Raw genomic sequence first — 25141 nt, forward strand, 5'->3', positions numbered from 1 at the left:
ACACAAAACCCCGACGACCAAAGCCGCCGGGGTTTTATACTCCCTATAACTTTATATACCGTCTAAAGCTATTCAGCAGCCAACAAATCGGCACTGCGCTTCACAAAGGCTGTTAGCGCCTCTCCTTTCAGTAGCCCTTGGGCCAGCAAGGCTAAGTCGAAGGCCTGGCGGGCCAACTGGCTGCCGGCTTCACCGTCGGCACTCAACACGCGCTGGGTAACGGGGTGATTGGCATTTACACTCACGGTGTAGGAGTCAGGCAACGAGCCGAACATCTGCATGCCGCCGCCACCGCCGGTGCGCTGCATATCCTTCATGCGGCGCATAAACTCGGGCAGCGTGATGATAACGGGCGCATCCTGGGGAGAAAGCGCCTCTACCTGCACCTGCATGTGCTCGTTGCTGATAGCCTGCTTGTACACGTCGGTCAGGCGGGTTTTGTCGTCTTCACTGAGCACACTTTCGGGCGCGTCGTCCTTCTCGATGAGCTTGCCGGTTGTTTCGGCATCTACGCGCTTGAAGGTCGTTTTTTCGAGCTTCTGCTCCAACTGGCCGATGAAGTGCGAATCGAGCGGGCCATCGAGCACCAGCACATCGTAACCGCGCTCCTGGGCCGCCAGCACGAAGCCGTGCTGCGCCTCGGCGTCGGTGGTGTACAGGATAACCGTCTGCTCGTTCTTGTCCTTCTGGTTGGCCTGCACGAATTCCTGATACTCGGGCAGCGTGAAAGCCTTGCCGGCTGTGTTTTGCACCAGCACGAAATCCTTGGATTTCTCGTAGAACTTCTCGTCCGAGAGCATGCCGTACTTCACGAACAAGCCGATATCCGACCACTTCTGCTCGTAGCCTTCCCGGTCTTTGCGGAACAGCTCGGCCAGCTTGTCGGCTACTTTTTTGGTGATGTACTGGTTGATTTTGCGCACCGCGCCATCGGCCTGCAGGAAGCTGCGGCTCACGTTGAGGGGGATGTCTGGCGAATCGATGACACCGTGCAGCAGCATCAGGAACTCAGGCACCACGTCCTTCACCTCGTCGGTAATGAACACCTGGCGCGAGTAGAGCTGAATTTTGTTGCGCTGCAGCTGCAGCTCGTCCTTCACCTTCGGGAAGTACAGAATACCCGTCAGGTTGAACGGGTAGTCGACGTTGAGGTGAATCCAGAACAGGGGCGGCTCCGAGAACGGGTACAGCTCCTGGTAGAATTTCACGTAGTCCTCGTCGGTGAGGTCGGCGGGCTGCTTGGTCCAGATGGGCTTGGTCTGGTTGATGACCTCACCCTCGAACTCGATTTCGATGGGCAGGAACTTGCAGTACTTGGTAAGAATGCCCTTCAGGCGGGCTTCCTCCAAAAACTCGTCCGAATCGTCGGCTACGTGCAGTACCACGTCGGTGCCGCGCTCGGCCTTGGCGTGCTCACCCTCGGTTTCTTCGAGCGTAAACTCAGTGCTGCCGTCGCAGGTCCAGTGGGCCGTGGCGGTGTCGTCTTTATATGATTTCGACCAAATTTCTACCTCCTTGGCCACCATAAAAGCCGAGTAGAAACCGAGACCAAACTGACCGATAATCTGGTCTTTTGCCTGCGCATCCGTCTCCTTGTATTTCTCCACAAACTCGGTGGCACCCGAGAAGGCAATCTGGTTGATGTACTTCTTAATTTCTTCGGCCGTCATGCCCAGACCGCGGTCAGAAACTGTGATTTTGCGGGCTTCTTTGTCAACGGTTACGCGCACTTTCAGCTCGCCCAGCTCCCCTTTATACTCGCCCTGGCGGGCCAGGCTCTGGAGCTTCTGGGTGGCATCAACGGCGTTGCTAACCAGCTCGCGCAGGAATATCTCGTGGTCGGAGTAGAGAAATTTCTTGATGATAGGAAAGATGTTCTCGGTGTGAATCGAGATGCTGCCTTTCTCTTGCATAACAGAATCAGAAAAGGTGAGTGAAAACAGAAACCGGCCGTTTTGCCAGCCCATAGGGCCGGCAACGACGCAGGAATCCGAATTCAAACCTTGTTCCAGTCTCCTCCCGGCTGTCAGTTTGACAGCGGCCGGTGCTGCTCGATCCGGCCCCCACCCCTGCCCAGGTGGCCGGCGCCGGATTGCCGGAGCCAGTCGAGGGCCATGGCGGCATCATCGAACACCTGCACTTCGTAGGCAGGGGCCAGGCAACTTGTAGCGGCGAGCAGAGCCTCATGCTGCCAATCTGCTTTAAATACCAGTGCTAAGTGCTGCAGAGGCAACGCGGCCAGCTTCACCAGCAAATGGTATTCCGTCTGCGAATGCCCCATCGACGACAGATCGGGCATATACTGTAAATCCAAGAGGCAGGCGCGCACCGGCGGACGGGCGGCAGCGTCCAGGAGGCTTTGAAGAGCGGACGGAGCGCGGTGAGGATGCGCTAAAAACTGCCACTGCGCATGCAATAGTGTATCATTCCGTTCGTATCTGACTACTAACGGGCTTCCCAGAGTTTCAACTTCCATTACTTCCGCACGAGTAAACGTCTCTCCAACAACACGCATATTAAATACCGGATGCAATATTACGGCTGGCACATCATACTACAAATACAAATTTTTGATAACCCTTCTATTTCAATAAAATACAACTATTCCCATTACCAACTAGCGGTACCAAGCGTTATGATGTGCAAGCTATACTGGGCATAATCCATTTATTGCCATTTTACTTCTTCCCGGCCCGGCCACACCCGAAGCGAAAGAGGTTGGGTATTTTGCCGTACATTTATTCCTCGCCTCGTCACTATCCATGCGCGCTATTCGGTCCCGGCTGGCTATAGTACTGCTCCTGTGCTTTGCACGGGTACTGGTACCCGATGCCTGGATTCTGGCGTTGCACGAGCATCAGCACACGGTAGACGCTGTGCCGGAAACGGCCCTTGGCACTCACCAGGCCGACATTGTCAGCAGCCAGCACCAGCACTGTCCGGTCGACCATTTTTTCAATGCGGCCTTTCAGCCCCCGGCTCCGCTGGTGCTGCCGGCTCCGCCCGTAGCGTACCAACTGCCCCACTCGGTGGTCGCCGCTTCGGTGTGGCACTCGGCCGTTCGTGCCACGGCCGATCTGCGCGGCCCGCCTGCGGCTTAGTACTTCGCATAAGCTATGCTGCCCTGCTGCCTGCAGGAACCCGGTGAGGGCTTGTTCGGGCGGTGGTTGCTGTAGCGTAATCGGACCTCCTTGGCGGCGTTGTGGCTGCGCAGGTCCATTCTTTCATTTTCCTGGTTAAGGCGACTGGCCCTTCCCGGCCAATGGTAACCTGCCTGTTTTCGGCCGATTACGGCGTCGGGCTGAGGCAACCACGGTATTGTTGGCTGCCAAGCCTTTCCTATCTCCGCTTTCTATGCTTCGCTTTTTTATCACGACGGGCTTCGCGCTCGGCACAGGCCTGGCGGTGGCCCAAACCGCCAGCCAGACGCCGGCCGCAATGCGCGCCACGACCACTGCGCCTGTAACCGGCCGCGTTACCGATGCAGCTACCGGCCAGGCTATGCCCGGGGCCACGGTGTACTTCCCCGACCTGCGGCAGGCAACCGCCACCGACGAAAACGGGCAATTCAGTTTCGCTGACCTACCCCGCGGGCGGTTTCTGATGCAAGTACGTTTTGTGGGCTACTCGACGGTGGCCCGCAACGTGGATACGGGCACGAGTACTCCTATTGACGTGGTGCTGGAGCCCACGGCTACCGAAATCGGACAAGTAGTGGTAACAGGCGTGTCGGCGAGTACCGAACTGCGCCGTTCACCTGTGCCTACCACCGTAATCGGGCAGGCCCAACTGCAACAGACTTCGGCTACCAACGCCGTAGACGCGCTGGCCCATGTGCCCGGCCTGAGCCAGATTACTACCGGTGCAGCCATCAGCAAGCCCGTTATCCGGGGGCTGGGGGCCAACCGCGTCATCACGCTAAACAACGGCGCCAAGCAGGAAGGCCAGCAATGGGGCGATGAGCACGGCATCGAAATCGACGAGTTCAGCATTGACCGGGCCGAGATTATTAAGGGGCCGGGCTCGTTGCTGTATGGCTCCGACGGGCTGGCGGGCGTCATTAACTTCCTGCCGCCCGAACCGGTAGCCGAGGGCCGGGTACTGGGCGCAGTGGCCGCTACCTACCAGACCAACAACCAGCAGCAAGGCTACTCGCTCTGGAATGCGGGCAACCTGGGCGGCCTGAACTGGCAGCTGCGCGGCTCGGGCAAGCTGGCCGGCAATTACCGTAATGAACGCGACGGCCGGGTGTACAACTCGGGGGCGCGGGAGCTGAACGGTAGCGGCTACGTGGGCGTGAACAAAGGCTGGGGCTACTCGCACCTCACCTTCAACTCCTTCAACCAGCAGCTGGGCCTGATTGAGGGCGCCCGCGACTCGCTGACGGGCCGGTTTCTGAAGAGCGTGCCCACGCTGGCCGGCGACGTGGCCGATGTGCCGGTAACCCGCGCCGACCTGCGCGGCTACGGTCTGGCTGTCCCCCGCCAGCAAATCAACCACCTGCGCATCGGCACCGATAATAGCTTTATTCTGGGCCGGCACCGCCTCACGGCCAACCTGGGCTGGCAGCAGAACCTGCGCCGCGAGTTTGGCAACCCCGCTGACGCAGATGAAAACTCGCTTTTCTTTCAGCTGCACACCGTAGATTACGCGCTGCGTTGGTTTCTGCCCGAAGCAAACGGCTGGAACACCACGTTTGGCGTGAGTGGCATGCAGCAGGAAAACCAGAACAAGGGTGTCGAGTTCCTGATTCCGGCTTACCGGTTGCTTGATGGCGGCGTGTTCGGAGTAACCAAAAAGACCGTTGGCCGGCTCGATGTGAGTGGGGGCCTGCGCTACGATGTACGCCGCATAAAGGCCGATGCCCTGTACTTGAATGCCGATGAACAGCCGGTGCCGGCCGGCCTGGGCGACACCAAGTTCGGGGGCTTCACGAGTACCTTTCGCAACGTGAGCGGCAGCCTGGGCGCGGCCTACTCGCTGGGCGAAAACCTGGTGCTTAAGGCCAACGCGGCCCGGGGCTTCCGGGCACCCAACATTGCCGAATTGGGCTCAAACGGCAAGCACGAGGGCACGGTGCGCTACGAAATCGGGGAGCCGGACCTGAAGGCCGAAACCAGCTTCCAGCTCGATGGCGGCCTGGCTTTCACCTCCGAGCATATCGATTTATCGGTCGATGCGTTCCGCAACCGCATCAGCAACTACATTTTCCCGCGGGTGCTGGGAGCAGCTGGCGGCGGCGACTCGCTGTCGGTGGAAGGCGACCAGGTGTTCCGGTACGGGCAGGGCGACGCGCGGCTGGCGGGTGGCGAAATCAGCCTCGACCTCCACCCGCACCCGCTCGACTGGTTGCACTTCGAAAACTCGTTTTCGATGGTGCGGGCCGTACAGCTCAACCAGCCCGCAGGCCAGCGCAACCTGCCCTTCATTCCGGCCGACCGGTTTCAGTCGGAGCTGCGGGTGAACTTTGCGAAAGTGAGCCGCTCGCGGCTGCGCAACCTGTACGCCCGCACGGCGCTGGAGCACAACTTCGCCCAGAACCGCGTTTTCTCAGCCTTCGAAACCGAAACCCGCACGCCCGGCTATACGCTGGTAAACCTGGGCCTGGGCTCCGACGTGGTATCGGCCAAAGACCGTACGCTGTTCTCGCTCTACCTCACGCTTAACAACGTGTTCGACGTGGCCTACCAGAATCACCTAAGCCGCCTTAAGTACACCGATGTAAACTACGCCACCGGCCGGCAGGGCGTGTTCAATATGGGCCGCAACCTGAGCGTGAAGCTCATCGTGCCGCTGTCGTTTAAGTAGGCCGGGGCTCCTGCGGCTGGGCTTGCGGGGGATTCGAGATGCGAAACTCCGGCCACTGGCCGGAGTTTTTGCGTATCAGCAGTTCCTCTTTTCTTTTCAACCTGCATCCTATGGCCGCCAAACCGACCAAGAACACGCTCATGTTTTACCCCTGGCACCACTTTGTGCTGCTGCCGGCGGCCCTGATTCTGGCCATTTACGGCGTGCGGCGCTACCTCGATGTGGCCGGCGACGACTCGGAAATTTCGCGCCTCTGGTTTACGGTAGCCGCACTGGCCGTGGTGGGCCTTGGGGTGTTGCTGATGCTGCGCCAGCACTACGCCCTCACGCTGCAGGACCGGCTGCTGCGCCTGGAAGTGCGCCAGCGCTACTTCGAGGTAACCGGCCAGAGCCTGCGCCCGCTCGAAGGCCAGTTGAAACTCGGCCAGATTCTGGCCCTGCGCTTTGCCGGCGACGCCGAGCTGGCGGAACTCACCCAGGCGGCCATCCGCGAAAACCTGTCATCGAAAGACATTCAGGCCCGCATTCAGGATTTCCACTTCGACGATATGCGGGTTTGATGAGTGAGTAGTCGGAGTGGTTCTTGCCCTCCTAACTTTGCACCGCAAGGCAACTACCCCACTGAGGTCTTAGCCATTTACCCCAACCATCCCTTTATGATTCTTTACAACGTAACGACCAGCCTCGACCCGGAAATTGCCGAGCAGTGGCTGGCCTATATGCAGAACACGCACATGCCGGAGGTAATGGCCACTGGTTTTTTCCTCAAAAGCCAACTCTGCCGCATGCTCGACGAGGAAGAAGGCGGTATCACCTACGCCTCGCAGTACTACGCCGTGAGCCTGGAGCAGCTTGAAGCTTACCAGGAATTGGCTGCCCCTGCCCTTCGCGCCGATATGGACAAGCACTTTGGTGGCCGCTACGCTTCGTTCCGCACGATGCTGGAGGTGCTATAATGAACTGCTAGCAGCCCGATGTAGGGGCGGGGCTTGTCCCCGCCCGCCGCTCGCACCGTTTCAGCGGCAATAGTTCAACGGCGGGCGGGGGCAAGCCCCGCCCCTACATCGGGCAACACATTACCCAGCCTCCCGCACGGCGACTTCCACGGCTGGGTCGCAGGGGAACTGCTGAATTTGCGCGGCCGTGAGGGTACCGTTGTGCCATTCGGGGTCGAGGGTAGCGCCCAGCTTCTGGTAGAAACCGATGGCCGGCTCGTTCCACTCTAGTACCTGCCAGCGCAGGCGGTGGGCGCCGCTGTGGCGGGCTTCGGCCACCACGGCCTCGAACAGCCGCCGGCCCAGGCCGGTGCCGCGCATGGCCTCGGTAACTACCAGGTCTTCCAGAAACAGCATCCGGCCCTTCCAGGTGGAGTAGGCGGTGTAGTACAGCGCAATGCCCACAATGGGGCCTTCGGGCACTTCCAGGGCCACAAAAAAGCCGAAGATGGGCTCGGGGCCGAACCCGTCGCGCTGCATATCGGCCAGCGTATTCGTGACCTCCTGCGGGGCCTTTTCGTATTCGGCCAGCTCCTGAATCAGGGCCAGTACCTGCGGCAAATCGGCCTCCCGGCCCCGGCGAATAAACATGGCGGTTTGGTGAGTAGTGAGTAGTGAGTAGTGAGTAGTGAGTAGTGAGTAGGCTACGCGCTTTGAGCTACAGTAGGTGCTCCCATCAACTTTTCTGTTGGCTTGGCGAGAGATGCTCACCGAGCCTAAAGTAAGCATCCCAAACGCAGAAAGAGCAGCACACCCGGCGGGTATGCTGCTCTTTCTGCGTTTGGGAAAACCGCCAGCTACATTACCGGCTGCATTTTCTTGATGGATTCGGTGGCGTTGACAGCGTTAATCTCGCGGGTTTCGTCGGTTTTGCCACCCGTGGTATCTACCGGCGCGGGGTAGGTCAGGGGCGCAACGGTCATATCTTCCTGCCGCTCATAATCGGGGTTGCTACAGGAGGTGGCGGAGAGCAGCAGCGAACCGGCCAGCAGGCCGAGCAGGGACATTTTTTTCATATCAAAAAGCAGAAGACTAAAGCAGTTACGCGGGTTGCAGCCGCAAAGATACGGCAAATGAGTTGTTGGTTGCTAGTTGTCAGTTGTCAGGCTGTTCGATGAACGAGACTGACAACTGACAACTAGCAACCAACAACTCATTTGTCAAACGGCTTTACGCCCATGTTGTAAAAGGCGAATGACCAGATGTCGGCCCACTCCTGAATCTGGAGTTTGGTGCTTTTGCCCGCACCGTGGCCCGCGTTTACATCTACCCGAATCAGCTGGGGGTTGGGGCCGGTGTTGGCGGCCTGTAGGGCGGCGGCATACTTAAACGAGTGCGCCGGCACCACGCGGTCGTCTTGGTCGGCGGTGGTAATCATAGTGGCGGGGTAGGCGGCTGGCTTCAGGTTGTGCAGCGGCGAGAACTTGTACAGGTTCTGGAACTGCTCGTAGCTGTCGGAGGTGCCGTACTCGGGGGCCCAGTTCCAGCCGATGGTGAACTTCTGGTAACGCAGCATGTCCATCACGCCCACGGCCGGGAAAGCCACTTTGCACAGGTCGGGGCGCTGCGTCATGGTGGCGCCAACCAGCAGGCCACCGTTCGAGCCGCCAGCCATGGCCAGCTTTTCGGTGCTGGTGTAGCCTTGCACCTTCAGGTATTCGGCGGCGGCAATAAAGTCGTCGAACACGTTTTGCTTGTTGGGCGTCATGCCGGCTTTGTGCCAGGCCTCGCCGTACTCGCCGCCGCCCCGCAGGTTGGGAATGGCAATGATACCGCCGTTTTCGAGCCACAACATGCGGGCCACCGAAAAGCCGGGCGTGAGCGAGATGTTGAACCCGCCATAGGCGTACAGGTAGGTAGGATTCTGGCCGTCGAGTTTCAGGCCCTTTTTGTGGGTGATGAACATGGGCACCTTGGTGCCGTCTTTGCTGCTGTAGAACACCTGCGTAGTAGTGTACTGCTGCGGATCAACATCCACCTTCGGCGCCCGGAATACGGTGCTGGTGTTGGAGGCCAGGTCGTACTTGTAGATGGTAGTCGGGTACGTGAATGAGGTGAAGGCGTAGTACACTTCCTTCGAGTCGGGCTTGCCGCTGAAGCCCGAGGCCGTGCCAAGCGCCGGCAGGGCCACATCGTGCTTGAACTCGCCCTTCTCGGTGTACACTTTAATCAGGCTGCTGGCGTCCTTCAGGTACGAGGCCACCAAGTAGCCGCCTACCTGATCGATGCCCTCCAGCTTCTGCTGGGTTTCGGCCAGCACGGTTTTCCAGTTTTTCTCCTGGGGCTTTTTGGGGTCGATGAGCACGACGCGGTAGTTGGGCGCGCCGTTGTTGGTGAGCACCAGCAGCTGCCCTCCCACGTTGCCAACCACCGAGTTATCGAACTCGTAGCTCGTGATAATGGGCGTGAACGTTCCCTCCTGCCGCCGGTCGGTCAGGTCGCGCACCGAGAGGCGGTTGCCGTCGGCCTTGCCATCGGTGAGGTACAGGGCCAGGAACCGCTCGTCGTCGGTGGTGCGCACGGTGCGGAAGCCCAACGCGCTTTTGGGGTCTTCGTACACCAGCCGATCGGTGCTCTGGGGCTTGCCCAGTTGGTGGTAATACACCTTGTGGTATTCGTTTTTGCCGGCCAGCTTGTTTTCGCCGGCCTTGGGCGCGTCGTAGCGGCTATAAAAGAAGCCGTTTTTATACCAGGCCGCCCCCGAAACCTTCACCCAGTCGAGCTGGTCGGACATCGGCTGGCGGGTCTTTAGGTCGAGCACCTTTAGCGTCTGCCAGTCGGAGCCGCCGCCGCTGGTAGCGTAGGCCAGGTAGCGGTGGTCGTTGGAGAAGTAGGTGCCGGCCAGGGCCGTGGTGCCATCGGCCGAAAACTTATTGGGGTCGAGCAGCACTTCGGGCGCGGCATCGGAGCCGACGGGTTGCACATACAGCACGGCCTGGTTCTGCAAGCCGTCGTTTTTGCTGAAATACAGCATGTTGCCCTCCTGCTGCGGAATCCCGAATTTCTCGTAGTTCCAGAGCGTGGTGAGCCGTTCCCGGATTTTGTCGCGGAACGGAATCTGGTCGAGGTAACCAAACGTTACCTGGTTTTCGGCTGTTACCCAGCTTTTGGTTTCGGGCGCATCGGGGTCTTCAAGCCAGCGGTACGGATCGGCTACCGAAGTGCCGAAATAATCGTCTTTCTGGTCTGATTTGCGGGTTTCGGGGTAGTTGAGCACGAATTTACCGGGGGTAGAAACAGCAGTTTTGGCGTCGGGGGCAGCGGCCGTAGGCACAGCTGGCTGCGAAGAGCGGCAGGCGGCCAGACTGGCCAGGGCCAACATGGGGACGGTAAGGTGGCGCATAGGGTGAGGACAGAGGGTAAGGACAATAAGGTTGAAAGCCGAAGATAACCGACAAGTTTGGCAGATGCCGCCCCGGGCCCGAATTCTGTGCCGCATTGCCATATTCTTGGCTGCCTCAAGTCAAGTTAAACGAAGGTTTTTTATTTATAATTTTTCTAAATAACAATTCATCCTTTTCTTTGCAGCAACTAAGATTCCTTCTAAACAAACAACAATGCTTCATCTTCGCCTGCTGGGCCTCACCTCTGCCGCGCTGATTTGCGCCCTCACTGTGCAGGCCCAGCAAACGGCCACCATTCGGGGCCGCGTTACCACCTCCGATGGCCGCCCGGCCGAGTCGGTAACCGTGGGCCTGAAGAGTCGTGGCCAGGGAGCCATTACCAATGGCAACGGCGAGTACCTGATTGAGCGCGTGCGCGACGGCCAGTATGTGGTGGTGGTATCGGCAGTGGGCCTGAAAACGACCGAGCAGTCGGTAACCGTGCGCGATGGCCAAGCCGCGGCCCTGAACTTTGTGCTGAACGAAAACGCCGAGCAGCTCCGGGAAGTGGTTATCAGTGGCAGCCGTACCAATAAGTTTGCCCGCAAGCAGTCGGAGTACGTGAGCAAGATGCCACTCAGCAACCTGGAAAATCCGCAGGTATATGCTACCGTGGGCAAGGAGCTACTAACGGAGCAACTGGTATTTACGGCCGACGATGCTACCCGCAACGTGCCGGGTTTGCAGCGCATGTGGGAAGCCACCGGCCGGGCCGGCGACGGCGGCAGCTACTACAACCTGCGCGGCTTCATCACCCAAAGCCAGCTGCGCAACGGCGTGGCCGGCGGTGTCACCAGCAGCATTGATGCGGCGAACCTGGAGAAGCTGGAGGTGATTAAAGGGCCGTCGGCTACGCTGTTCGGCAGCGCGCTTACCTCCTACGGCGGCCTCATCAACCGCGTCACGAAGAAGGCGTATGACCGGTTTGGGGGCGAAGTAGCGTACTCGGCGGGCAGCTTCGGCCTGCAGCGCCTGAGCGCCGACGTGAACACGCCCCTGGATAAGCAGAAGAAAGTGCTGCTGCGCCTGAACACGGCCGGCCAGTACGAGCGCAACTTCCAGAACCGCGGCTACCAGGGCTTCGATAAGAGCCTGGCCATTGCCCCAACCCTCACTTATAAGCCCACCGAGCGCCTGACCATCAACCTGGACGCGGAGTTGTACCGCACCGAGAACGTGGGTAAGCAGCTCATTTTCTTCTACTTCCCCACCAGCGCCCTGCAGGCCACCCGGCCCCAGGAGCTGGGGCTGGACTACCGGCAGTCGTACCTGGGCAACGGGCTGAGTTTGAACTCGCGCAGCTCCAACTACTTTGCGCAGGTGAACTACCAGCTGGCGCCGGGCTTCACGTCGTCCACCAACGTCACGCACAGCCGCAGCTTTTCCGAAGGCTTCGGAGCCTACTTCTACGTGACGCCCATTGCCGACAGCATCAGCTCCGGCGACCCAACGCGCCTGGGCAGCACCAACTTCCTGAGCCGCGCCGACCAGTCGACGCGCGACAGCCGGGCCTTCACGACGGAAGTACAGCAACTCTTCAACGGTGACTTCCAGGTGGCTGGCCTGCGCAACCGCGTGGTGCTGGGCCTCGATTACCTGAACGTGGACAACCAGCAGCTGTTCTTCGGCAGCACATTTGGGGCCCCGGTAGCGCTGGGGCTGGGCAGCCAGGCCTACACCGATTTCAACGGCCGGGCGCTGGCGGCGCAGTACGCGGCCGGCCCGCCGCAGTTCACTTATCCGCTCACCACCCAGCTTACCACCTACAGCGCCTTCGTCTCCGATGTGCTCAACCTCACGGAGCAGCTGAGTGTGCTGGCGGCTGTGCGCGTAGACCGGTTTGAGAACAAGGGCGGCCTGGTGGGCGGTGCGGTGCAGCCGTTCAGGCAAACGGCCGTGTCGCCGAAGTTTGGCGTGGTGTATCAGCCGGTGAAGGACAGGGTATCGGTGTTTGCCAACTACCAGAACAGCTTCCGCAGCCCCGGCTCTTACCGCGCCTACAATACGGCCGCGTTGCCCGACAGCACCGAGCTGCGCACGGCCCAGCTGGAGCAGGCCAACCAGTGGGAAGGCGGCGTGAAGCTGGATGCTTTTGCCGGCAAACTGACTACCACCCTGAGCTACTACGCCATTCGGGTGGATAACCTGCTGCGCACCGACCCGCGCCTGGAAGCCGCCACCAAGTTCGCCCAGACCCAGGATGGCACCCAGCGCAGCCAGGGCCTGGAGCTGAACGTGGTAGCCAATCCGTTCGAGGGTTTCAACGCCGTGGCCGGCTTCAGCTACAACGATTCAAAGCTGACCCGCGCCGATGAGGGAGTGAACGGCCGCCGCCCCGCTACGGCCGGCTCGCCCTACCTGGCCAACCTGTGGCTGAGCTACCGCCTGCCGGCCGGCCCGGTGCAGGGCCTAGGCCTGGGCTTCGGCGGCAACTACGCCAGCGACAATAAAATCGTGAATACCGGCACCAACGTTTTCACGCTGCCCAGCTACACGGTGCTCAACGCCTCCGTGTTCTACGACCAGCCCAAGTTCCGCATCTCCGCCAAGGCCGACAACCTCACCAACCAGCAATACTGGATTGGCTACTCCACCATGAACGCGCAGAAAGTGCGCAGCGTAGTCGGCAGCGTGGCCTATAAGTTTTAGAAGGATGAGCAGCCCACGCCAGCCGCCCGAACCCAGCGCCGCAGTGCCGGCCTGGAACTGCGCGGGCTGCCGGCTCTGCCACCTCACCCCCGACCGGCAGCTGTGCCGGCTGCGCCACCTGCTGCGCTGGCTGGATGCACGGCCGGCACCGCCTCTGCTACCACCGCCCAACCGGCCACCCACTACTCCTCCTGAAGCATGACAGTTAAAAAAATCATCGGTAAGCTGCACCTGTGGCTGGGCCTGGCTTCGGGATTGGTGGTGTTCGTTATAAGCATCACGGGGGCCATTTTTGTGTTTCAGGACGACATCCGGGACCTGACGGAGCCCTGGCGCAAGGTGGCAGTGCAGGCTACGGCGCCAGTAATGCCCTCGCAGCTGCAGGCGGCGGCCCTGGCCCGGCACCCGGGCGTAGCGGCCGAAACGTCGTGGGTTACGTATTTCGGGCCCGAGCGCTCGGCTACTGTATTTTTTACCGACAAGGCCGGCGCGCCCATTCAGGTGTACTTGAACCCCTACACCGCCCAGGTGTTGCACGAACAGGATTTGCGCACCCATTTTTTCACCATCATTCAGGAAATTCATATGCACCTGCTGCTGCCCGAGGCGGTGGCCAAGTGGGTAGTGGGTATCAGCATTTCCATTTTTGTAGTGATGCTGCTGACCGGCCTGGTGTTGTGGTGGCCTAAGCGCAAGCAGGAGCGCAAACAGCGGTTTACCATCAAGTGGGGAAGCCGCTGGCGGCGCATCAACTACGATTTGCACAACGTGCTGGGCTTCTACGCGGCCAGTATCGGGCTGGTGCTGGCGCTGTCGGGCCTGTTTATGCTGTACCCCTGGCTGCTGGAGCCGCTGGTGCTGGCCGTGGATGGTGGCCAGCCCGCCCCGCAGGAAATCATGAAAACCAAGCTCGATACGCTGCAAACCGCTGCCGTCGCCACCCAGCCGCTGCCCGATATCGTGTACCGCACGGCGCGGCGCCTCTCTCCCGACCACGAGATGATTCTGCTGGGACCCACCGGCACGGGCAAGGACCCCGCGTTCTGCTGGACCTACCAAAAGGCCCTGCACTACTACCACCGCGACGAGTACGCCTTCCACCCGACATCAGGCCAGTTGCTGGAAACCCGCTTTCATGCCACCAAAAGCGCCGGCATCAAGCTTGCTGACATGAACTACGACCTACACGTAGGCCAGATACTGGGCTTCGGCGGCAAAATAGTAGCCTTTCTGGTGAGTTTGATTTGTGCCAGCCTGCCCGTTACCGGCACCATTGTGTGGTGGGGCCGCCGCAATAAAAATAAGAAAAAGCCGCGGCTGCAGGCGGTGTAGTACCGACCGATTCGATTAAGTATAAAATAAGGCCGTCATGCTGAGCCTGTCGAAGCATCTCTACTGCTTCGACAGGCTCAGCATGACGGCCTGTTAGCTTCTGGCTTCCGCCTACTGCATCCGCCCCACCTTCGGAATCACCTGAATCAGGAAGCGCTTGTTGTCGCCTTCGCGGCGGCCCTGGTAGCGGCCGGTGCCGAAGAAGCCGCTGCCCCCAATAATCAGCTCGATGTTGCGGTCCTGCCCAAAATCGAGGCCGCTCTGTTTCCAGAAGTTGAGCAGGTTAAGGGCCCGGCGGTAGCTGAGCTGGTAGGTGGTTTGCTCCTCGCGGGCGTTACGCGGGTCGCCGGCGGGGTAGCGGGCGGCCATGCCCTCCACAATCACGAGGTAGCGCACCGGCTGATCGGTTTTAATGCTTTTGAGCACCGTGCGCAGTGTGCGGCCGGCTTGCAGCAGGGCCGGCTTGTAGGCGTCCTGAATTTCGTCGCGGCCAGCCTTGAACTGCACCGGCACCAACAGTTCGTGGCGCTCATTGCGCGGGTCGTAGCGGAAGTACTTGCCCTCCAGCCGCTGCAGCGAGTTACGGATTTTGGTAATCTGCTCCAGTTCCTCGGCCTTGGCTTTCAGCTCGCCGTTGGCCTGTTTCAGCTCCCCTTCGCGGTCCTTGAACAGCTTGAAGCTGTACACAAACAGCACCAGCATCACCACAAACAACGACGTCATCAGGTCCACGTAACTGGGCCAGAAGAAGTCGTTTTGTTGGCGTTTGTTGGAGGTAGGATTGTTCATCTTTGCTTTATCGATATTTGACTTTATCAGTACTCAAATTGCGCACTATGAAAATTGATAGCACAAAGACATTGACAGAAAAAGAGGGGTATGAAGCTATGCTATATATGCTGATGCACTATTGGAAGGCAACAGGCTCCAATGATCTGACGGATATTCTCAGTGGTGGAGAATACATTGAAAAGGATACACCCGCCGACCCCGTATTCTGGTATGACTGGCTGGATGCAATTGAAAAAGTGAGGCGCGAAGGTCCTCCACCTTTTAAAGTATTGTATCCCTTGGATCCTGAAAACTAACAAACCTAAACTCCGAGGCTCTCTACACCGGCTTCACGCCACCAAATAGCTTGTCCATGAACCGCTGGAAGCTGTTCTTGGAGGTAGCCTTTACCAGCACCATGTTCAGGTTGGAAATTTCGGCCAGCAGCTTGGCCTGAATCTGGGAATCCAACTCCACTTTGCGGAGCAGCTCGCGCTGGGTGGCGGTTACGTCGCGGCTGAGGTCGGCCTGCTGGGCATTGAGGTTCTGGAAGGGCTCCAGCTGCTTGAGCAGCTTCTCGAAGATGTTGTCGGCGTTGAGCTGTTGGTAGTACTGCTGCCACTTTTCGTAGGCCAGCTGGGCCTGCCGCTCGTTCTGGGCCTGGCGCTGGGTGAGGATGTCGGCCAGATTCACGCCGGCCTGGTCGATGTGCTGCTCGGCCCGGTCGCGCAGGTTGCGCAGCTCTACCTGGTGCTTCTGGAAGAAATCCAGCATCAGCTGCACGGCGTTATTGCCGCCGCCTACGTACTGGCCCAAATCGTTGATGCCCTTCTCGAAGCCCCGCAACCGGTCGAGTATCCCGTTCACACTCTGCGCCGACTGGTAGCCGTTTTCGAGCATCTGGTTGAGTTGCTGCTGATAGCCGGTGAAGGCGGCAAACATGTCGGCCGACTCGCGCACTTTCTCAAACACGGCAATATTAGCGGCGGCCATCTTGTCGTAGCCGATAGTATCGAGGCGTTCCAGAAAGTCGCTCTGCACCCGGATATTCTCCGTTACCTTGTCCATGAGCGGGTTGAACAAATCAACCTGGCCCACAAACTGCTGGTTGAAGGCATCGAGCACCGACTTGAGGTTACTCAGGCTGCCGGCCATATCGGAGTGCAGAATGGGCAGCAGCCGCACCTGCAGCACGGTGTAATACTGGTTCTGGCGGCCGTCGAGCTGGCGGCGGGCCTCGCGCAGCAGCCCGTTGCCGAGCAGCGTGAGTAGCAGCCCCACAAACGAGCCGGTCATGGCAATCAGTACCCCGGTCAGGAAGGGTGTCAGCGAATTATCATCCGACACGCCGTTGCGGGCAATGCCCACGAGGCCCAGAATCACACCCAGGAACGTACCCAGCAAACCCAAGTACAGCGGAGTCGAGACGTTGGCCTGCACCTCGTTGTCGAGCACCTGGCTGCGGCGCTCCGAAATGTCCTTCAGAATCCCGAAATCGGCCGCCGCGCCCTTGTTGTGGCGCAGGTAGTCGTTGGTATCGAGCAGAATTTCCTCGAACTCTACTGAGGCGTTATCAGCCTTGAGCAGAGTAGCCGGGTAGGCATCGGCGGGCGCATCGGCGGCATATTCGGGTAGGTCGCGGCCATCGGCCAGCACGAGGCGCTGCTCTACCCGCAGGGCCTCGCGGGGTGGGTACAGCTGGCCCAGATGGCGCGTTTTGGCCCGCGTCTGCAGAAACGTGCGAATCTGCAGGCCCACCACCACAACGACGACCAATACTTCGAGGATAATTTCGAGCATAGAACTACAAATAACGCTATTACTCAGCGGCAGGCCGCTAAACATGTCATCCTGAGTGAAGCGAAAGACCTTAACACATGTAAACGAATCGTGGCTACGGTCGTTTTCGCGCGATAAGGTCCTTCGCTTCGCTCAGGATGACTGATTGGTTTTTTTCTACTCGAACCGGATAGCGGCTTTCTGCTCGATCTGCCAGCTGCCGGCTACTTTGCGCAGCACGCCTTCTTCCTCGGTTACAATACGGGTAACCGGCTCGGTGGGCTGCTGATAGCGGCAGGCCTCGCGCAGCGAATACTGGGCACTCTGGATGGCGTAGGCGTGGATAGCGGAGTTAGGCGTGACGTTGAACGTCGCCAACTCGGGCCACTGCGGGTCGAAGTGCAGTTCGTAAATGCTGTCGTGCTGGGGCTCATCGGCAAGGTCGTACTCGCTGAACGCCCCATTCACCGGCACCTTCACGTAGCGCGTAAACTGCGCCCGGGCGGCGGGCTGGGTCGGCTCAGGCGCCGGGGTAACCGGAGCAGGATCGGGCAGCTGTACGGGCGGCACTAAGCTCTCGAACTCGTCGCGCGGGGCAGCAGTGGGCGAGCCGGCCGGAATAGCAGCCGGCGAGGCCGACACTTCCGATAGGCTAGCCGGAGCCTCCGCAACCCGTACTTCGGCCGGCGCCACTGGCTCAGGCGCGGGCACCGGAGTTGGCGCAACGGGTGGGGCCGATGCTGCTGGTGCCGGAGCTGCCGGGGCCGGCGATGGGGCCGGAATGGGCTGAGAAGTAGCCTTAGCGGCGGGTTGCGACGGGCGCTGCTCCAGCTCCTCGGCGACGCGCTGGGCTACCAGTTTCTCCACTTCCCGACGCTGGGCCAGCGTCAGCTGGCCCGCCACGGTGCCGGGGCTGGCTACCGATTTCATGGCGTCAATATCTGTGCGGTGCCGGCCCAGGCGGTTGGCCAGGTCGGCTACTTTACGGCTCTGCAGCCAGAATAGCACCAGGCCCAGCAGCGCCAGAATCAGGGCCAGCGGGGCGAATAGCTTGTCCATCACGCTTTCGCCCACGCCGCTGGCAGCCGTTGGCTGGCTGGCTACGCCCGCATCGTTCAGCCCTGCCTCACCAGTGGCGGTGGTTTCGTCGAGGTTGGCGGCGGTATCGGCCGTAGTGGCGGCTGGTTCGGTACCGGCTAGGTCGCTGATGGGTGTGCCGCTGTTTACGTAGCTGTTGAGGTTCGTTTCAAGAGTCGCCAAGCGCTGCATCCGGGCCGGGTCGGCGCGGCGGGCAGCCGATCCTTTCAGCTTATTGATGATTTCCGACGTCAGCTTTTGCACCCGCGCCTCATTGCTCCCAAGGCCCGCGTACATGGTGCCACGGCCTTCGAGGGGCTGGTAGAGCAGGCTATACACCTTCTGGCTATCGGCTTTGATGCTGGTTTCAAAAGCCTTAAGCGAGCTGCCGCAGCTTAGCTTGTCCTTGAGGTTAGGCCGGCCATTGTCGTCGTACACGTAGCGGGCAGCAGCGCACCAGATCTGCACCTTCTGCTCGTCGAGCGTGGGCTGGCCGGGGGCAGTCTGGGCCGAAGCAGCGCCAGCCATTAGCAATAAGCCGGTGAGCAGAGAAGTAGCGTGGCGGGAAAGAGTCATAGGGAGGGGGAAATCAATATTTCAGAGCGACTACAGATTCGCGAAATAGTAGGTAAAGCTCACCAGCGTATCCCCGTTCACTTGCTCAAGTTTGCGGAGAAAATCCTGCTTATTAAACGGGCCAAGTATATTCTTACGCGCTACTTCTCGGTCAGCCCCAGATATTATTCGAGCAATATAGTATTGCTCATTTGGGGGAGAAGTTAACATGATGAGGCACTTTTTGCTGAAGCCAATATTGCTTAGAGTACGAGGAAAAAGAGCATCAGCAAGGCCAAATTTCTCGTCATGGAAGTGCAGGTAAGCATCTTTCATTGGCTCTTCCCATCCTCCATCCAGACCAGAAACGTAGTAGTTACCCACAATCTGTTCATCCTCATATTCATCGCCCCAAAAGCAGGCCGTCAGAATCAGCAGTAGCGGAAGCAGCAATAAGCTTCTATGAATACTCATGGACCAGCGCTATTTAACTTTTACGCCTGCAACTCTCGGCTTAGGTTATACAACGCCTGTTTGAGCGGCAGGAAGAACAGCGTTTCCGGCAACGTTTCATCAGCGGAGAGCTGACGCTGGAACTGGTGCAGACCCAGGCTCAGACTGTCTTCGATTTCGCGGAGCAGGATATCCTTCACGCGCTGCCGGTCTACGTCGACGCCTACTTCGCGCAGGTAGGGCGCTACTTCGTCGCCTTCGAGCACGAGGGTGAGGTAGTCGCGCACGTTGGCCAGCACCTGGTCTTTTAGGTTCGCATCGACTTGGTTAAGCTTAAGGCGCTGCTGGTTTAGCTCGCCTCCTTCAACAGTGCCGCTGTATTTGACCGATTGGATGCTGTCGTAGTCGGCGTGGCTGGCTTTTTCCTCATAGAGCACACCACCGTTGGTGGTGGCTTCCTTGGGGTTGTCGGCCAGGATAACGCGGAAGTTGTGGGGCGGCTCCACGCCCGTCACGGCCTGGAATATGGCCTTCGTAATCTTTTCGATGGCCACCAACGAGCTTCCGCCGGCCAGCAAACGCAAATACAGGCTGCCCTTGCCCGAGAAGCAGAGGTAGCGCGGCGTTTTCAGGCCGAGGTGCTTGGTGAGCTGGGCCGTGTGGTAGATGATGCTGGTGTAGTGCAGGTAAAACAGCACCCGCAGCTGCCGGCCTCGGCCCAACCCGAGGGCCTGAGTAAAGCGTAGCGCATCATCGTACTTAAAGAGCAGGCTCGTTACGTCGGCCGAGCCGAAATCGGAGTTGCTGAGCGCGGCGCGCAGATAGCCCTTGTACTCCTGGTTCTGCTCCGAGTCGGGCAGACTTTCCACATGGCTCACGCCGAGACGGAGCAGGCCGTTCTGCTTGGGTGCGCCCTGCACGCGGGCGTAGCCGTCGCCCCACAGGTCGTCGCCGGCAAAGCGGAACGAGGTGCTGTAGGCCGGTTTCTGGTCGGCGAAGAGCAGCAAATCGGTGGTGCCGCCGCCGATGTCGATGTTGACCACGTTCTCGTCGCGGTTGGGCACTACCTGGTTGGTGGCGGTGAGGTAGTAGTAGGGAGCCACCGATTCGGTGAGGCACACGGTGGGGCGGTTGGCCTTGAACACCTGCCGGAACGCCTCGTCCCAGACCTGCTGGAACTGGTTACGCAGGAAGCCGTCGAAGCTCAGCGGCGCGAACCACACCACGCGGGTATCTTCCAGAATCCCGCCGTGCAGGGCCGCCTTGTGGCGCAGCAGCAGCAGAATTTCCTTGAAGAACGCCTCAATGCGCGCAACGCCCTTGGGGTCGAGCTCGGCGCTCCACTTCAGGTTGGTGATGAAGCGATTCTGGGGCAGTTCGGCAGTGGTTTCGGTGTTGATGCTGAAGCCGATGTTGATGTTGCTGAGCACCTTGGCCGGCTCGTTGGCAAACGAGGTGGTTTCGCACACCGCAGTCCGAATCGGGAACTCGTACACCGACCCGCCCTCGCCGATAAAGCTGGGCACGAACTCGCGGTTTTGCAGCGTGGCCACGTCGGAGTTCAGCTGCCCGGCCCCAAAGCGGTAGCGCTGGGCGGCCGATTGGCCGGCGTCGGCCAGCGGGGCGCTCAGCCACTCCACCTGCACATCGGCCTCGCCAATGGTGAGCGGGCGCGGGTGGGCGCTCGGCGAATCGGCGTAGGCGACGTGGGTGTTGGTGGTGCCGAAATCAACGGCGAAGGTGAAGCGGCGGGTGCCCCGGTCGAGGGTGCGCCAGCGCGGCACAAACAGGCCCCGGGCCGGCTCGGCGCCCAGCGTGGCGGGTGGGCAGGTCAGTTCGGCCAGGTCGAAATGGGTGCCGGTGATTTCGTAGTAGGTGCTGCCGGCAGTGGCTACGCTTTTCTGGGTGCGCTCGTAGCGGGTGGCACGGCGGGCGGCGCCTTGCTCCGTGATTCGCTCCCCATTTACGAAAAACGTGAGGTCGTAGCGGCGGTTGAGCATGGTGGGCGCGTTGTCGGCATCCACCAGCATTACCTTGCAGAGGTCGTTGAACTCGGGCTGGTAGCTCACCTTGTAGAAGGGGAACACGCCCACGCCCACGTTGGCCTTCACGATACGGCCCTTCTCCAGAATCTCGCGGCCCTGGGCATCCTTGGGGTTCTGCGGATTGGTGTAGTAGCTACGTTCGAAGGTGATGAAGCGACCCGCCTGCACCGGCACCCGTAACTGCACGCGCACGTGGCTCAGGTCGATGGTGAAGGTGAGCAGCTCGGCCAGCTCGTTTTCGGTGAAGTACTCGAAAAACGCCTGCTTCAGGGGCAGCAAGTATGGGAACCGTGCCCGGCCCTGCCCGTCGGCCCCGTACTGGAACGTGACGTTGCCGGTATGGAAACGCTGGGTGTTCAGTTCGTAGGGCAACTCCACCAGCGAGTCTTCCAGTAAGTCGCCCACCGTGATGTAGGGGTACTTGAAGCCCTTGCCGGGCAACACCCGGTTTTCCAGGGCCAGCTCATCGTGGTAGGGCACTGGCGTGCGGTCATCCCAGGGTTGGCCGTTGAGGTAGTTGGCCCCGGGCATGGTTAGGTTGGGGCGCAGTACCAATGGGCGCGGCCGGCCGGAGCCAGCTTCGCGAGTGGGCTGGATGAACAGGTCGGAGCTGGTCACGGCCGACTGGTCGGCACGGCCGGGCAGGGGCACGCCCTTCACACTCACTAGGTTGCCCTGCACATCGGCCAGGGCCGGGTAGCGGGCCGCGAACTGCTGGGCCGTCCGGTCGCCCTGCATCTGGAGCTGGTTGATTTTCGCGCGGTCGAGGCCGGCGTACACGCTGCCGGCAAACTCGCGGCGCTGCAAGGCCGGATACGCCAGAAACAGCTCGTACACAAACTCCCGGAACTGCGGGTCGCGGTCCTGGAGCAGCACGGTCTGGTGGTCGAAGTAGTGGCCACGGGCGTGGGGCCGCTCCAGATCCAGCGCCCCCACGCCGGGGCCAGTGAAGAGTATTGTGAGCGGCGAGGTGCCACCCAGCAGCCGCGTCCCGCCTGCCAGCTCTGGCGACTCATAGTACACCAGATACATGTCGGTGAAGTCGCGGAACCGCTCGTCCTGCATATACAGCTGCAAGGTTTCGCCCAGCAGGCGCGTGCCTTCCTGCTGCTTCATCCGCTGAATCTCGGCCTCCGCGTTCCAGCGGCGCAGTGTGATTTTGCGGCCCGCCTGAGTATAGAGGTGGTAGTTGTAGAGCAGCTCCAGCAAGTCCCAGAAATGGGTTGTCAGCTCGTGGTACACCGAGCCGGGGTTTTGCTGTCCCTCCCGGGCCAGGAAATCGAAGGCTGTCTCAAACAGGTGCATCCGCGCAAACGGCGTCGGGATGCTCACCGCCAGGTTGCGCGACTTGCCGCCCGCCGGGTCAGTTACGGTGTTGATTTCGGTGCTCGTGACGGGGGCGGTTTTCTGCCAGCCCTGCACTTGCTGGGAGCCGTTGTTGTGTAAGCGAAGGACTTTGGGCATGTTATTTCCGGGGTTCCAAGTTCCCAGGGTTGAAACCCTGGGCTAGTTAGCGGTTCTATTCTTATTGACCGATGTCTCAGGGCTAAAGCCCTGGGCTAGTCAGCGAGACGTTGAATGACAACGCTCCGTAGCCCAGGACTTCAGCCCTGGGGCACTGGAGAATTCAGGCTGGGCTACGATACCCGCGCCATCTTTTCCAACATTTCCATTTCCTGCCAGTAATCTTGTTCTTGATGGTGCTTTTCCTGATTGCGAATGTAGTTGCGCACCCGCTCCACGTGCGATGGACTTACAGAAAATGCACCGTAGCCATTCTGCCAGCCAAAGGTGAAATCCGTTAGTTGCTGCTCATTCACCCAGTGGGCACTTTTACCCTTGAGTTGTTGCATCACCAAGTCGAGCCGGTCAGTAGTACGCAACGAAAGCAGACAGTGAATGTGGTCGTATATGCCGTTCAGAAAGTCGAGGTGGATGTTATCCTTTTCAGCAATATGCCGAATCTGATTAAATACCAACGGTTTCAACTTAGCCGTCAGCCAGGGCTGCCGGTTTTTAGTTGCCCACGTTACATGTACCCACAACGACTGAAAAACGTGGCTCATGCTGCTGTTTCAACGTCTCGTTCTAGATTCCCAGGGCTAAAGCCCTAGGCTATGCAACCTTTTCATTCAACGACTCGCTGACTAGCCCAGGGCTTTAGCCCTGGGACACAAGGTTACACCACCTTCACCTTCTCCTCAAAGGCCTTGTCCGTCACCTGGTAGAACAGGTTCAGCAGCTTGCGGAAGCTGTCGGGCTCGGCCAGGGACTTTTCGGTTTTGTTGAGACTGTCGAGCAGATAGTTGTGACTGAGACCTTTGTTGAAGAAGTCGTTCCACTTTTTTTCCACCGGCTTGCCCAGAATCATGGCGTTGAAATCGTCGGTTTGAAGGTCGAAGGGGCGGAAGGCGCGGCGGTTTTGGGCCAGTTCCTGCAGCCACTGGTCGACGCCCGAATCGGCGCCGTGCAGGAAGGTGTTCAGCTCCTTGAAAATAGGCTCGTTGCGCAGGGCGTAGTCGAGCTTGAGGTTATCGTGGTAGGGTGCCTTGTCGGTGGGCAGGTGCTGCTTGTGGTAGCGCGTGAAGTATAAGAACTGCGTGAGCTGCTTGGCAACGATTTCCCGGGTTTCGTCGGGCAGGTGGCTGAACTGGATTTCGGGCGAATCCTGGCCCAGGCCGTACTCGTGGAAGTGGGGGCCGCCGGTGCGTAATTCGGCGGGCGAGTAGCGCATGAAATCCACAATGCTCAGGGCCGCCAGCAGCTCAATTACGTGAGCCTTGTTTTTCTGCTGGGTGCCGCCAGGCTGGTTTTCGTAGGGCGTATCGGGCGTATCGGCGAGGTAGTAGAGCGCGTCGAGTCCCGGCAGGTTGTGCTCATAATAGCTGAGCGCCGCCTTGGTTTTCGTAAGGAAGTTGTTGGAGTCGATAACGGCCGCATCCTCGCTCTGCAGGGCGAAGTAGGGCATCACCGTTACGGCGCCGGTGGGCGCGTCACGCAGGTAACGGGCGTTGCTGAGACGGGTGTTCGAGTCCTTCAGGTTCTTGAGCATCAGCGGGAAGCCCGCCGCGCCGGTACCGCCAAAAATGCTCGACACGAAGAACACCCGGTCGCCGTCCTGGAAGTTATCGGCGAAAAAGCGCATTTCGGGGCTTTCCACCAGCTTGTTCAGCACGATGCTGCCTACGTTGGGTGAGCCCCGGAAACCGATGGTCAGCGGGCTTTCCAGGTTATCCTGGGTAAAGAGCAAATCCACCAGTCCTTTGGAGTCCACGCTTAGTCCGTCGTAGTTCAGGTACTGGCGGAAGCTTTGGTTGATGCCGCCGAAATCGAAGATGAACGTGTCCTTCACCGAGCCGTTCACGTCCTGCGAAATGCCGCTTAGCGTACTGATATCGGTCTGGAAGAAGCCTTCGTCGCGGGGGCCGAGGTGCTGGTAAATCTGCTGGTAATTCTGGAGCAGCTGCACCGTGCGGTTCATGTCTCCGTTGTGGGCATCGGGGTCGATGATGATGGGTACCACCCGGTCGCAGTTGGGTAGTTCGACGCCCGCCGCCAGCAGCATCGTAAGCGAGCGAATAACCCGGGAGCCCGTGCCGCCAATACCAAATAAGAACAGTTTAGCCATGAGGAGTATGGAGTAGTTGGTATGGAGTAGCTAGAAATAGGATTGAGCCTATGGGACATTGACTTACCGCCAACTCACTACTCAATACCCGGTACTCAATACTAGAAAGGAGTGGTGCTGGCGTTGGTGGAACCTTTGCGCAGCAGCAGCGAGAAAATAAAGAACCAGGCCAGACTTAGGATGGCGTTCCAAGTAGCCAGCCAGTAGATGTAGCTATGGTCGGTGACCTGCTGGGCGTGGGCCTGCCAGATGGCAATACCAAAAGCCAACAGCGCGTTCAGGCCCAAGAACAGACCCCAATGGCGCCCCTTATTAAAGGTGGCCACGCCCATAGCGCGGTTGATGAGCAGATAAAAGACCACTGCCAGCCCCAACGACAGCCCGATGTTCAGCAGGCCGATGTTGGGAAACACCACGTCGCGGTACACCGGCGTGTCTGCCGGTGGCTGAGGGTTGCCAATTATTTCGTAGAGGAAGCGGAAGAATGCTTTCATGCGGAAGATTAACGCCCGGCATTAGCCCGGCAACTCGTGAAACGATACAACAGAAGCAAAATTGCGGGCCGCTCCCAAAGCCCTGGGCGCTGGTCTTTGGGAGCTCTCCGAACGACTATCGTGCCAACCCTGGCAGTGCCCTTGTAGCAGCGGCAACCTGCCCGGCCCGTAG

21 protein-coding genes are annotated in these 25141 nt (G+C 59.7%); 8 read left to right on the forward strand and 13 right to left on the reverse strand.

Annotation, left to right across the window (positions count from 1 at the left end):
• Positions 1-68 precede the first annotated feature (68 nt).
• Both htpG and J7E24_RS01165 read right to left on the reverse strand, forming a co-directional pair.
• Entirely contained in the window at positions 69-1913 is a 1845-nt protein-coding gene (gene htpG, locus J7E24_RS01160; protein ID WP_215134273.1) for a molecular chaperone HtpG, read from the reverse strand.
• A 113-nt stretch (positions 1914-2026) separates the two neighbouring features.
• Positions 2027-2299, reverse strand: a complete 273-nt coding sequence (locus J7E24_RS01165; RefSeq protein ID WP_215134275.1) for a hypothetical protein — start codon at positions 2297-2299, stop codon at positions 2027-2029.
• A 463-nt stretch (positions 2300-2762) separates the two neighbouring features.
• Here J7E24_RS01165 and J7E24_RS01170 point away from each other — a divergent pair, with 463 nt between their 5' ends.
• The 4 genes from J7E24_RS01170 (at position 2763) to J7E24_RS01185 (ending at position 6764) form a co-directional block, all read left to right on the forward strand.
• The gene (locus J7E24_RS01170) at positions 2763-3101 is read left to right on the forward strand and encodes a hypothetical protein (protein WP_215134277.1); all 339 of its coding nucleotides are present in this window, start codon (positions 2763-2765) and stop codon (positions 3099-3101) included.
• 253 nt (positions 3102-3354) lie between these two features.
• Positions 3355-5808, forward strand: a complete 2454-nt coding sequence (locus J7E24_RS01175; RefSeq protein ID WP_215134279.1) for a TonB-dependent receptor — start codon at positions 3355-3357, stop codon at positions 5806-5808.
• Positions 5809-5918: 110 nt separating this feature from the next.
• Positions 5919-6368, forward strand: coding sequence for a DUF6526 family protein (locus tag J7E24_RS01180; protein ID WP_215134281.1), 450 nt, complete (start codon positions 5919-5921; stop codon positions 6366-6368).
• A gap of 96 nt (positions 6369-6464) precedes the next feature.
• Complete coding sequence (locus J7E24_RS01185) at positions 6465-6764, forward strand: DUF4286 family protein (RefSeq protein WP_215134283.1); 300 nt, start codon at positions 6465-6467, stop codon at positions 6762-6764.
• A 120-nt stretch (positions 6765-6884) separates the two neighbouring features.
• Here the strand turns inward: J7E24_RS01185 and J7E24_RS01190 are convergent, their stop codons facing one another.
• The 3 genes from J7E24_RS01190 to J7E24_RS01200 all read right to left on the reverse strand — a co-directional run bounded on the left by J7E24_RS01190 (position 6885) and on the right by J7E24_RS01200 (position 10146).
• The gene (locus tag J7E24_RS01190; protein ID WP_215134285.1) at positions 6885-7394 is read right to left on the reverse strand and encodes a GNAT family N-acetyltransferase; all 510 of its coding nucleotides are present in this window, start codon (positions 7392-7394) and stop codon (positions 6885-6887) included.
• Between the two features lie 206 nt (positions 7395-7600).
• Complete coding sequence (locus J7E24_RS01195; RefSeq protein WP_215134286.1) at positions 7601-7819, reverse strand: hypothetical protein; 219 nt, start codon at positions 7817-7819, stop codon at positions 7601-7603.
• A 137-nt stretch (positions 7820-7956) separates the two neighbouring features.
• The gene (locus J7E24_RS01200) at positions 7957-10146 is read right to left on the reverse strand and encodes a prolyl oligopeptidase family serine peptidase (protein ID WP_215134287.1); all 2190 of its coding nucleotides are present in this window, start codon (positions 10144-10146) and stop codon (positions 7957-7959) included.
• A gap of 214 nt (positions 10147-10360) precedes the next feature.
• Here J7E24_RS01200 and J7E24_RS01205 point away from each other — a divergent pair, with 214 nt between their 5' ends.
• Genes J7E24_RS01205 through J7E24_RS01215 form a run of 3 tightly spaced genes read left to right on the forward strand, consistent with a single transcriptional unit; the run spans position 10361 to position 14167 of the window.
• Complete coding sequence (locus tag J7E24_RS01205) at positions 10361-12835, forward strand: TonB-dependent receptor (RefSeq protein ID WP_215134289.1); 2475 nt, start codon at positions 10361-10363, stop codon at positions 12833-12835.
• Positions 12836-12839: 4 nt separating this feature from the next.
• Complete coding sequence (locus J7E24_RS01210; RefSeq protein ID WP_215134291.1) at positions 12840-13037, forward strand: hypothetical protein; 198 nt, start codon at positions 12840-12842, stop codon at positions 13035-13037.
• Complete coding sequence (locus tag J7E24_RS01215; RefSeq protein ID WP_215134293.1) at positions 13034-14167, forward strand: PepSY-associated TM helix domain-containing protein; 1134 nt, start codon at positions 13034-13036, stop codon at positions 14165-14167. The genes J7E24_RS01210 and J7E24_RS01215 overlap by 4 nt, the downstream gene beginning before the upstream one ends.
• A gap of 111 nt (positions 14168-14278) precedes the next feature.
• Here the strand turns inward: J7E24_RS01215 and J7E24_RS01220 are convergent, their stop codons facing one another.
• Complete coding sequence (locus J7E24_RS01220; protein WP_215134295.1) at positions 14279-14956, reverse strand: hypothetical protein; 678 nt, start codon at positions 14954-14956, stop codon at positions 14279-14281.
• Between the two features lie 47 nt (positions 14957-15003).
• Here J7E24_RS01220 and J7E24_RS01225 point away from each other — a divergent pair, with 47 nt between their 5' ends.
• A complete protein-coding gene (locus J7E24_RS01225) occupies positions 15004-15255 on the forward strand; it encodes a hypothetical protein (protein ID WP_215134297.1) in 252 nt (83 codons plus the stop codon).
• Positions 15256-15277: 22 nt separating this feature from the next.
• Here J7E24_RS01225 and J7E24_RS01230 read toward each other — a convergent pair whose 3' ends face one another.
• The 7 genes from J7E24_RS01230 to J7E24_RS01260 all read right to left on the reverse strand — a co-directional run bounded on the left by J7E24_RS01230 (position 15278) and on the right by J7E24_RS01260 (position 24969).
• A complete protein-coding gene (locus tag J7E24_RS01230; RefSeq protein WP_215134299.1) occupies positions 15278-16738 on the reverse strand; it encodes a hypothetical protein in 1461 nt (486 codons plus the stop codon).
• A gap of 156 nt (positions 16739-16894) precedes the next feature.
• Positions 16895-18370, reverse strand: a complete 1476-nt coding sequence (locus J7E24_RS01235; RefSeq protein ID WP_215134301.1) for a hypothetical protein — start codon at positions 18368-18370, stop codon at positions 16895-16897.
• 30 nt (positions 18371-18400) lie between these two features.
• Positions 18401-18823, reverse strand: a complete 423-nt coding sequence (locus tag J7E24_RS01240; RefSeq protein WP_215134303.1) for a hypothetical protein — start codon at positions 18821-18823, stop codon at positions 18401-18403.
• Positions 18824-18843: 20 nt separating this feature from the next.
• Positions 18844-22311, reverse strand: a complete 3468-nt coding sequence (locus J7E24_RS01245; protein WP_215134305.1) for a hypothetical protein — start codon at positions 22309-22311, stop codon at positions 18844-18846.
• Between the two features lie 173 nt (positions 22312-22484).
• Positions 22485-22913, reverse strand: coding sequence for an IS200/IS605 family transposase (gene tnpA, locus J7E24_RS01250; protein WP_215134307.1), 429 nt, complete (start codon positions 22911-22913; stop codon positions 22485-22487).
• A 113-nt stretch (positions 22914-23026) separates the two neighbouring features.
• Positions 23027-24475: a hypothetical protein gene (locus tag J7E24_RS01255; protein WP_215134309.1), complete on the reverse strand. Its 1449-nt coding sequence runs from the start codon at positions 24473-24475 to the stop codon at positions 23027-23029.
• Positions 24476-24576: 101 nt separating this feature from the next.
• The gene (locus tag J7E24_RS01260; RefSeq protein WP_215134311.1) at positions 24577-24969 is read right to left on the reverse strand and encodes a hypothetical protein; all 393 of its coding nucleotides are present in this window, start codon (positions 24967-24969) and stop codon (positions 24577-24579) included.
• Between the last annotated feature and the right edge of the window lie 172 nt (positions 24970-25141).

Source organism: Hymenobacter sp. ISL-91, from assembly GCF_018613725.1.
GTDB lineage: Bacteria > Bacteroidota > Bacteroidia > Cytophagales > Hymenobacteraceae > Hymenobacter.